This window comes from Microcystis sp. LE19-195.1E (assembly GCF_027532095.1).
Classification (GTDB): Bacteria; Cyanobacteriota; Cyanobacteriia; order Cyanobacteriales; family Microcystaceae; genus Microcystis; species Microcystis aeruginosa.
In genome coordinates, this window is the sequence record NZ_JAPZSZ010000134.1 from 1 (window position 1) to 9226 (window position 9226).

Below are 9226 nucleotides of genomic sequence, written 5' to 3' on the forward strand. Positions count from 1 at the left end.
CTACACCTAGAAAATATCGGTATAGTTTGCCGAATCGAATCGAAAAATCAAAAAGCAACCTGTCCTCGTTGTGGGTTAGAGAGCGATAAACTCCACCAAAATCATCGACATTTAGTCAAAGATTTACCAATCTCAGGTCAACCAGTATACCTACAAGTTAATCGTCGTCAATTTAAGTACGTTAATTGTCAGAAACCCTTTAGCAAAGAGTTAGATTTTGTCGCAAATGTCATCTAACCTACTACCTTTCGCTAACCATGAAAGTAAGCGAATTGCTTCTAGTGCATTACTTTTACCTGACGCATTAGCACCGATTAAAAAGGTGATGGGTGCTAGAGATAAGGTTGCCTCCTTATAGCTTTTGAAATTCCCAAGAGTCAGGGATGTTAACATACTTTTAAATTAAGGTATTTAAAAACATCTAAAGTAAGGGGATTAGGGTTTTATCAGATTCTTCATTCCAGCTACGGCACAACCTAGCCCAGCTAGACCCAGTGTAGCACCTCCAAGATAAAGCGTGGGTTGTACGAAAAATCTTATGAACTGATTTTGCACCTCCTTATCAGCTTTATACGTTTTGGCAGCGTTGGTAGAATCGGTCCAAGATTTAAGGGATCTTTACGCGCAGAAAACGGGTTTCTTCAAGAAACCCGTTTTCTATCAAAAAAAAGGGGCTCTTCTAGGTTCTGTGTGATAAGTTTAACTTACAATATGATCGATCGATCTTTGTGTCCTTTGTGTCTTTGTGGTTCGTTCCACCCCCTCGCTAGGAGGAATGTATCTTAGAATACATTTTACCCACCAAACCTGGGAGAGCCAAAAAAGGGAGGTCTAAGAACCCCCCTCAACAGTTAATAATTAGGGTTCTTCGTTACTTGTTATGGTTCGATAGGGGGGCATAAATCGACTAAATCCTTATCTGGCAAGAGACTTAATTGATTAGTTCGCTCTAGAGCAAAAGCAATTGATAAAAATCTCCAAATGTCTTTCTCTATAAGGGTTACATACCTTATACCCCCCCGTCTATTGCATAACACAAACCGAAGAACCATAAAAACGAAACTTTTGCTTTGAGGATATCTCCTGACTGGTAGGATAAAAATGAACCATACTAGGCAGTTTAACCTCCACGCCGCCGAGGCCACACCTTTAATCATCAAAGGAAAAGTATTTATATGTCTAAAAATCAAGTGTTCGACTTTTTCGCCTTAGCCGCTAAAAACGAAGAATTGGGTCAAAAAATGCGCTCAACCCAAGATCCTCAGCAATTACTAGAGATAGCTCGCTCGCAAGGCTTCGATTTCTCCCTTCCTGAATTAGAAGCGGCACTCAAATCCTTGCACGAGAGTCCCGACTTTTTCCAAAAGTTAGCTCATGCAGTGTTAGAAGTTTTCAGTCCTAACCACGATAATTATCCCTCGATCGGTGTCCAACCCTACGAAGGTGAGATCGATCGCTAGAATCAGTGATCAGTGATCAGATGTGAGTTTTCAGTTCACTGATTACTGTTCACTGTTTACTGGACGGCTACGCCGTGCCTTTGGCAACACTGAAAAAGGCTCCCCTTCTCCCCACTCCCCCACCCCAGCCGTATATAGTATAAAAAAATTATAAAAAAGCCTAAATCAGGGAAAATAGGCTTTTATCTGCCAATAAATCCAGCAGAGACAAGCAAGCCGCCAAGAGAAAACTTAAAGCGGAAATCGGCTCATAGCAAAGGTTTTAGCTGTAGATCTCCTGAGAATTGCTGAGGCTGATGGGCGAAGTCAAGGAATGATTAACTTTCGTTAACCTGAAGATGAGAAATAATCATAATGTTTTATATTGTCAAAGGTGTCATAGTTTCCTATGCTTTTTTTAGGTTGATAATTTTGCCTGACTCGTCAAATTTTTACCAACCGGCCCTAGAAAATAAAATTAGTGGATGAAAACGGTCACGATCGAGATAAAATTCAGGATGGTCTTACCCACCTTGCCACGATCCCGACTGCCACCAGAGCTAGAGCAGGAAAAGTAACAAGGAAAGAATTTGACTGAAACAAAATTGATAACGCTAACAAAATTAATAGTTTAGTTTGGCTTGACAAGCGAGGAACAAAAAAATGCCAATTGCAGTAGGAATGATTGAAACCCTAGGATTTCCCGCCGTTGTGGAAGCGGCCGATGCCATGGTCAAAGCCGCCAGGGTGACTCTAGTGGGTTACGAAAAGATCGGTAGTGGTCGCGTCACTGTCATCGTCCGGGGAGACGTTTCAGAAGTGCAAGCTTCTGTAGCTGCCGGAGTGGAAAACGCCAACCGGGTTAACGGAGGACAAGTGCTATCTACCCATATCATCGCTCGTCCCCACGAAAACCTCGAATACGTGCTGCCCATTCGCTACACCGAAGAAGTAGAGCAATTCCGCAGCTATTAAACACCGTTGATCGGGGTCAGCATCTATAGAGTCGAAGAAAGCCAACCATTAGGAGACAAAAATATTATGTCAATTGCAGTGGGCATGGTGGAAACCTTGGGTTTCCCGGCCGTCGTCGAGGCGGCTGATGCCATGGTGAAAGCCGCCCGCGTAACCCTAGTAGGTTACGAAAAAATTGGTAGTGGTCGCGTCACCGTCATCGTCCGGGGAGACGTTTCGGAAGTACAGGCCTCCGTATCGGCGGGGACAGAAGCGGCATCTAATCGTGTTAAGGGTGGTCAAGTCCTCTCGACCCACATCATCGCCCGTCCCCACGAAAACCTCGAATACGTTCTTCCCATCCGTTATACAGAAGCCGTGGAACAGTTTCGTGAAAGTGTTAACCCGCAACCTTTAAGACGAATCTAGAGCGCAACTAACTTTTAGTGTAAACAAATTCCATGCAAATTGCCAAAGTTTGCGGCACCGTCGTTAGCTCCCTGAAACCGCGCAGTATGACGGGAGTGAAACTTCTGCTTTTGCAATTCATCGACGCACAGGGGCAACTTTTGCCTAAATACGAAGTAGCGGGTGATATTGTCGGAGCGGGGATTAATGAATGGGTGCTAGTGTCCCGGGGAGGAGCCGCCCGTATCGAAGACGGACAGAACAATCGCCCCCTTGACGCGATGGTGGTGGGGATTATTGACACTATAACCGTAGAAAATCGCACCCTCTACAGCAAGAGGGACGAATTTCGTCAATCCGGTTAAACATCGATAGAACCCAAACACAGTTAAGTAACAACCAGCCAGCCAAATTCAGTATGGAGGAAGACTAACTATGGTCGTCCGCACAACGGCGGCTAGTCCGAAAAAGCGGACCAAATCCCCAGAGGAAACGCACATAGACGAGAGTGCCAAAGTCCACACCTTCTCTAACCTCAGTGGCGCTATCGAGATCGGGGCGCGAGTGGTGATTGCTCCGGGGACTTCCATCCGCGCCGATGAAGGAACCCCCTTTCACATTGGCGACGACAGCAAAATTCAGGACGGAGCAATCATCCACGGTTTAGAAAAAAGCCGTGTGGTGGGAGATGACGGCCGAGAATATTCGGTGTGGATCGGCCGGGGCAGCTGTATCACCCACATGGCACTCATTCACGGGCCTGCCTATGTGGGCGATCGCTGTTTTATCGGTTTTCGCTCCACCGTCTTTAATGCCCGCATTGGTGCCGATTGCATCGTCATGATGCACGCCCTCGTTCAAGACGTGGAAATCCCCGCCGGGAAATTCGTGCCATCCGGTTCCGTGATCACCAGCCAACAACAGGCCGACCGCTTACCCGATGTCACAGAAATCGATCGAGCCTTCACCCGTCACATTGTCGATATCGACCTCGCCCCCAGCGTCCCGGTCAAAGCCCACAGCCCAGCGACTCCTCCACCGGCAGCCGCTATAAACATCGCTAATGAGACGCTATATAGAAATTCGGTGACACCTATGAGTTTAAATACAAACATTCGAGCGCAGGTTCGCTCCCTCCTCTCCCAAGGCTACAAGATCGGCATCGAATACGCTGACAAACGCCGCTTTAAAACCAGTTCTTGGTTAAGTGCCGGCTTTATCGACGGCGGCCGCGAAGAACAGGTATCCCAATCCCTAGAAGCCTCCCTGAGAGACCTGCAAGGCGAATACGTCCGCCTGATCGGAGTCGATCCCGCCGCTAAACGGCGCATACTGGAAATGATTATCCAACGCCCCGAAGACACCCCGGGAGAACCGGCCCGCACCACCACCGCCGTCCACGGCGGTCATGGCAACGGTAACGGCCATTCCGACCTGTCGGTACAAGTGCGTTCCCTGCTGGCCCAAGGGCTGAAAATCGCCACCGAACACGCGGATAAACGCCGGTTTAAAACCAGTTCTTGGTTAACCGGACCTGCGATCGAAACCAAGAGCGAAGCGGGCATCATTCGCGATATTGAAGCGATCGTGACTGAAAATAGCGATGAGTACGTCCGCCTGATCGGGATCGACCCGCAAGCGAAAAAACGCGTCGTCGAAATGATTATTCACCGCCCCGGCAGCGCCCCCGCTAGTAACGGCAGCGGCAAAGCCAGCAGCTACAGCGCCCCCGCTAGTAACGGAGCCAGTTATAGCAGCAGTGGTAGCTTAAGTGGGGAAACGATCGCTCAAATTCGTTCCCTGCTCGCCCAAGGCTACAAAATCGGCACCGAACACGCGGATAAACGCCGGTTTAAAACCAGTTCTTGGCAGAGTTGCGCCCCGATCGAAAGCAATCGCGAATCGGAGGTAATTACTGCTTTGGAAGATTGTTTACGGGAACATAGCGGCGAATACGTCCGCTTACTCGGTATCGATGCTAAAGCCAAAAAACGAGTTTTAGAAACAGTGATCCAGCGCCCCGATGGTTCGGTGGCTAGTAATGGCAACGGTAAAACCGCCACCGTTGCCGAACCGAGTTTCAAAAGCTCTGCTTCCGGTTCCTCCGGCGGCGGTACTGCCACTTTAACCAGTACCTTAACGGCGGAAACGATCGCTCAGATTCGTTCTTTATTGAACCAAGGTCACAAAATTGGCAGTGAACACGCGGATAAACGTCGTTTTAAAACCAGTTCTTGGCAAAGCTGCACCCCGATCGAGAGCAGTCGCGAATCCGATGTGGTGGCCGCTTTAGAAACCTGTCTGCGCGACCATCAAGGAGAATACGTTCGTCTGATCGGGATTGACTCCCAAGCGAAACGCCGTGTTCTCGAATCGATTATTCAACGCCCTTAATTTCAGGACTCGGCGATCGGTGAAGGGAGATAGGTGTTAGGTGTTGGCGGATCGGGAAAAATACCCGAAACTCTAACCCCTACCCCCTAACCCCTGGTCACTGATCACTGATCACTGAATAACTGTCAATTATGTCCTTACCCCCCGTTCAACCTATTAGCCGCTCGGAATTCTATGTCAATGGTGATGTAACCATTGATGAGAGTGCGATCGTGGCTCCGGGGGTGATTCTCCGAGCAGCCCCCAATAGCCAAATAATTATCGGTGCGGGTGCTTGCCTGGGTATGGGAACAATTTTAACCGCCTATCAGGGTGTTATTGCTATCGGTGCGGGAGCAATTTTAGGTACAGGTGTTCTCGTCGTCGGTCGGGGTGAAATCGGTGAAAATGCCTGTATTGGGTCAACCACAACGATTTTTAATGCTTCTGTGGCAGCGATGTCGATCGTGCCGTCTGGTTCCCTGATCGGAGATACTTCCCGTCAAATTACCATCGAGGTGTCAGCGACCCCATCGGAACCGGAAAGACCCCCTTTACCGGAACCGCAACCCGTAGTCAGTCAAGTGTCCCCAGTGCCGTCCGTGGAGGAAGTGGTCTCCGAAACCGTGGCCAGTCCTTGGGATGGCGAGGAAATGGTCGCCGAGGCCAGTCCCGCGGAAACCAGAGAACAAGCATCTACTACTAACCGACCGAATCAAGCATCGGTGGTCGGAAAGGTCTATATCAATCAGTTATTGGTCACGCTATTTCCAGAACGTCATCGTTTTAATGGCAACAATAACCATAATTCTTGAAGGGGAAAATAATCGTTCACAAGCCAAAAATCTCAACAATAATTACTGAGTAATTAGACCTAATTTATCTAGAGTTCACTGCTGTCTAACTGTCCTCTAGGTACTGAGTATAATTGCTTAGAAATCCAGTTAATATTTAGCGATTGCCGACAATTTTTTGAGGTTGTAATTATTGATAATCTTCCTCAATTAAAGAGTAGTTTTAATCGCTCAAAGCCTGATGAGCAGAAGTTTCTGCGTGTAAATCAGGTAAATTTTTGTTGATTTTTTTATGCTTTTGTAGAGATTGTCAAAGTTAGATGACGACAGATTAAAGAAACTAATCCCCCCGAGAAAAAAAAACAATCAAAATTTTAGAGATAGGGAAAAAAAATGATCAGAATAGGATAAAGTTCGTGTTAAGATGATCAGTTGAAAAAAACATTAGTGAAAATTGCTCCCTAACTTCGCTCCTGGCAGCAGGGGAAAGGAGCTTAAGAAAAATCTATGTCGGTTGACGGCGAGATTTTACAGGTGCGACTAATCATGCAGTTTATGGAGGAATAATCCCAATGGTGCAAGCCAAATCCAAAGGTTTCCAGGCCGGCGTAAAAGACTACCGACTGACCTACTACACCCCCGACTACACCCCCAAAGATACCGATCTACTAGCTTGCTTCCGGGTGACACCCCAACCCGGAGTTCCTCCGGAAGAAGCAGGTGCGGCGGTAGCGGCGGAATCTTCCACAGGTACCTGGACCACCGTTTGGACCGATAACTTAACCGACCTCGATCGCTATAAAGGCCGTTGTTATGATATCGAACCCGTACCCAACGAAGATAACCAATTCTTCTGTTTCGTTGCCTATCCTTTAGATCTATTTGAAGAAGGTTCCGTCACCAACATCCTCACCTCGATCGTTGGTAACGTTTTCGGTTTCAAAGCTCTACGCGGTCTCCGGTTAGAAGATATCCGTTTCCCCGTCGCTTTAATCAAAACCTTCCAAGGTCCTCCCCACGGTATCACCGTTGAACGGGACAAATTAAACAAATACGGTCGCCCCCTACTCGGTTGCACCATCAAACCCAAACTCGGCCTTTCCGCTAAAAACTATGGTCGTGCCGTTTATGAATGTCTCCGCGGTGGTTTAGACTTCACCAAAGACGACGAAAATATTAACTCTCAACCCTTCATGCGTTGGCGCGATCGTTTCCTTTTCGTACAAGAGGCGATCGTTAAATCCCAAGCAGAAACCAACGAAGTTAAAGGACATTACTTAAACGTAACCGCTCCTACCTGCGAGCAGATGATGCAACGGGCTGAATTCGCCGCCGAAATCAAAACCCCCATCATCATGCACGACTACCTCACCGGTGGTTTCACCGCTAACACCACCCTGGCGAAATTCTGCCGCGACAAAGGGTTACTGCTCCACATTCACCGGGCAATGCACGCGGTTATCGACCGTCAGAAAAATCATGGTATCCACTTCCGCGTTTTAGCTAAGTGCTTACGTCTCTCTGGTGGTGATCACCTGCACTCGGGAACCGTTGTCGGTAAACTCGAAGGTGAACGCGGTATCACGATGGGTTTTGTTGACCTAATGCGTGAAGACTATGTGGAAGAAGATCGCGCTCGTGGTATTTTCTTTACCCAAGACTACGCTTCCTTACCCGGGGTAATGCCCGTTGCTTCCGGTGGTATCCACGTTTGGCATATGCCCGCGTTGGTGGAAATCTTCGGTGACGATTCCTGCTTACAGTTCGGTGGTGGAACCCTTGGCCACCCCTGGGGTAATGCACCCGGTGCAACCGCTAACCGTGTGGCTCTGGAAGCTTGTATCCAAGCTCGTAACGAAGGACGCTCCTTGGCCCGCGAAGGTAACGACGTTATCCGGGAAGCTTGCCGTTGGAGTCCTGAACTGGCTGCCGCTTGCGAACTCTGGAAAGAAATCAAATTCGAGTTCGAGGCTATGGATACCCTCTAATACAGCCCTTCAGAAGGTTGTTAGCAGTTATCGGTGCAAAATAATGCCGGGGACTTGCCCAAAATCGGCAAGCAGTCGCTAGAATTTCAACACTGATAACTGTCTAGCCAATAACTGAAAACTGTATAAAATGTATCCGAAAAAAGTTGTTCAAGATACCGCGAAAGTCTTACAAAGTTACCTAACTTACCAAGCGGTTCGCACGATTATCGATCAATTGTCAGAAACTAATCCGACTTTAGCTATTTGGCTGAGTCACTATACTTCTAGCCATTCCATTCAGGATGGCGAGGCCTATATTGCGGGGTTAATGGCTGAGAATAAAGAGTTAGTTTTGCGGATCATGACGGTAAGAGAACATTTAGCCGAACAGGTTTTAGAGTTCTTGCCAGAGATGGTAAAAACGGGAATTATTAATGACAATACCGAACATCGTCGGCAACTTTTGGAACGTCTCACCCGTACTGCTATAAGTCAACCAGAGACATCGGAATTAAATCTCGATGTTGATGATCTACCCAACCCATAAGGAATCAAGAAACCCATGAAAACTTTACCTAAAGAGAAGCGTTACGAAACTCTTTCCTACTTGCCCCCCCTCACCGATCAACAAATTGCTAAACAAATTCAATACATGATCGATCAGGGTTATATTCCTGCTGTGGAATTTGAAAAAGACCCCAAACCCGCAGATTATCATTGGACGATGTGGAAACTGCCTTTATTCTCTGTTTCTGGTCCCCAAGAAGTTCTTAATGAAGTTCGCGAGTGCCGCACTGAATATTCTGATTGCTACATCCGCGTTATCGCTTTTGACAACATCAAACAATGTCAAACCATGAGCTTTATTGTTCATAAACCCAATGCTGGCCGCTACTAATTTGGCTGTCATCTAATTATTAACTATTGAGGGGGGTTCTTAGACCTCCCTTTTTTTCTATCATTTGTTATTGAAAATCGTTGATTAACATCCAAAAACACTTGAGGCTCTTCGGGAATTGTTATGCAAATAATTAACTTAAAATAAAATTCGATGAGAGTACCTACGCCCAAAAGTAGCTGAAACTCATATAGGGAAGGACTTAAGGCACAAACAAGTTAATACCAAAAGATAGACAATTGAGTTAAGATTTGATATAATAGCCAAAAACGAGATTATTTTACTTATGATACTTGACAAATTTTTGAACCTACAAGGAACCTGTATTCAAGGCTATCGACACCTAGAAAATATCGGTATAGTTTGACCAGTCGAATCGAAAAATAAAAA

10 protein-coding genes and 1 pseudogene are annotated in these 9226 nt (G+C 46.9%); 10 read left to right on the forward strand and 1 reads right to left on the reverse strand.

Going from position 1 to position 9226, the window contains the following annotated elements:
- Positions 1 to 225: pseudogene (locus tag O9300_RS08055) on the forward strand (transposase family protein); the annotation flags it as partial.
- Here the strand turns inward: O9300_RS08055 and O9300_RS08060 are convergent.
- Positions 211 to 393: an AAA family ATPase gene (locus O9300_RS08060; RefSeq protein ID WP_147071111.1), complete on the reverse strand. Its 183-nt coding sequence runs from the start codon at positions 391 to 393 to the stop codon at positions 211 to 213. The pseudogene O9300_RS08055 and the gene O9300_RS08060 sit on opposite strands and share 15 nt — an antisense overlap.
- Before the next feature lie 782 nt (positions 394 to 1175).
- Here O9300_RS08060 and O9300_RS08065 point away from each other — a divergent pair.
- The 9 genes from O9300_RS08065 to O9300_RS08105 all read left to right on the forward strand — a co-directional run bounded on the left by O9300_RS08065 (position 1176) and on the right by O9300_RS08105 (position 8836).
- Positions 1176 to 1460 (forward strand): Nif11-like leader peptide family natural product precursor, encoded by a 285-nt coding sequence (locus tag O9300_RS08065; RefSeq protein ID WP_002759324.1) that lies wholly within the window; start codon positions 1176 to 1178, stop codon positions 1458 to 1460.
- A gap of 642 nt (positions 1461 to 2102) precedes the next feature.
- Positions 2103 to 2414, forward strand: coding sequence for a carbon dioxide-concentrating mechanism protein CcmK (locus O9300_RS08070; RefSeq protein WP_002734613.1), 312 nt, complete (start codon positions 2103 to 2105; stop codon positions 2412 to 2414).
- Between the two features lie 66 nt (positions 2415 to 2480).
- Positions 2481 to 2822, forward strand: a complete 342-nt coding sequence (locus O9300_RS08075) for a carbon dioxide-concentrating mechanism protein CcmK (protein ID WP_002733426.1) — start codon at positions 2481 to 2483, stop codon at positions 2820 to 2822.
- A 32-nt stretch (positions 2823 to 2854) separates the two neighbouring features.
- Positions 2855 to 3166 (forward strand): beta-carboxysome shell vertex protein CcmL, encoded by a 312-nt coding sequence (gene ccmL / locus O9300_RS08080; RefSeq protein WP_002759323.1) that lies wholly within the window; start codon positions 2855 to 2857, stop codon positions 3164 to 3166.
- A gap of 70 nt (positions 3167 to 3236) precedes the next feature.
- Positions 3237 to 5195: a RuBisCO small subunit-like domain-containing protein gene (locus O9300_RS08085; RefSeq protein WP_287971158.1), complete on the forward strand. Its 1959-nt coding sequence runs from the start codon at positions 3237 to 3239 to the stop codon at positions 5193 to 5195.
- 131 nt (positions 5196 to 5326) lie between these two features.
- The gene (gene ccmN / locus O9300_RS08090; protein WP_004162497.1) at positions 5327 to 5989 is read left to right on the forward strand and encodes a beta-carboxysome scaffolding protein CcmN; all 663 of its coding nucleotides are present in this window, start codon (positions 5327 to 5329) and stop codon (positions 5987 to 5989) included.
- A gap of 551 nt (positions 5990 to 6540) precedes the next feature.
- Entirely contained in the window at positions 6541 to 7956 is a 1416-nt protein-coding gene (locus O9300_RS08095; RefSeq protein WP_002753365.1) for a form I ribulose bisphosphate carboxylase large subunit, read from the forward strand.
- Positions 7957 to 8086: 130 nt separating this feature from the next.
- Positions 8087 to 8485 carry a RuBisCO chaperone RbcX gene (rcbX, locus tag O9300_RS08100; RefSeq protein WP_061430949.1) on the forward strand — a complete coding sequence of 133 codons (399 nt, stop codon included), beginning with the start codon at positions 8087 to 8089 and terminating at the stop codon, positions 8483 to 8485.
- Between the two features lie 15 nt (positions 8486 to 8500).
- Entirely contained in the window at positions 8501 to 8836 is a 336-nt protein-coding gene (locus tag O9300_RS08105) for a ribulose bisphosphate carboxylase small subunit (protein WP_002741682.1), read from the forward strand.
- Positions 8837 to 9226 lie beyond the last annotated feature (390 nt).

Excerpts from the sequence above, each read along its gene's own strand:
- O9300_RS08060 (WP_147071111.1), bottom strand. The coding sequence starts at position 393 with ATGTTAACATCCCTGACTCTTGGGAATTTCAAAAGCTATAAGGAGGCA.
- O9300_RS08065 (WP_002759324.1), top strand. The coding sequence starts at position 1,176 with ATGTCTAAAAATCAAGTGTTCGACTTTTTCGCCTTAGCCGCTAAAAAC.
- O9300_RS08070 (WP_002734613.1), top strand. The coding sequence starts at position 2,103 with ATGCCAATTGCAGTAGGAATGATTGAAACCCTAGGATTTCCCGCCGTT.
- O9300_RS08075 (WP_002733426.1), top strand. The coding sequence starts at position 2,481 with ATGTCAATTGCAGTGGGCATGGTGGAAACCTTGGGTTTCCCGGCCGTC.
- ccmL (WP_002759323.1), top strand. The coding sequence starts at position 2,855 with ATGCAAATTGCCAAAGTTTGCGGCACCGTCGTTAGCTCCCTGAAACCG.
- O9300_RS08085 (WP_287971158.1), top strand. The coding sequence starts at position 3,237 with ATGGTCGTCCGCACAACGGCGGCTAGTCCGAAAAAGCGGACCAAATCC.
- ccmN (WP_004162497.1), top strand. The coding sequence starts at position 5,327 with ATGTCCTTACCCCCCGTTCAACCTATTAGCCGCTCGGAATTCTATGTC.
- O9300_RS08095 (WP_002753365.1), top strand. The coding sequence starts at position 6,541 with ATGGTGCAAGCCAAATCCAAAGGTTTCCAGGCCGGCGTAAAAGACTAC.
- rcbX (WP_061430949.1), top strand. The coding sequence starts at position 8,087 with ATGTATCCGAAAAAAGTTGTTCAAGATACCGCGAAAGTCTTACAAAGT.
- O9300_RS08105 (WP_002741682.1), top strand. The coding sequence starts at position 8,501 with ATGAAAACTTTACCTAAAGAGAAGCGTTACGAAACTCTTTCCTACTTG.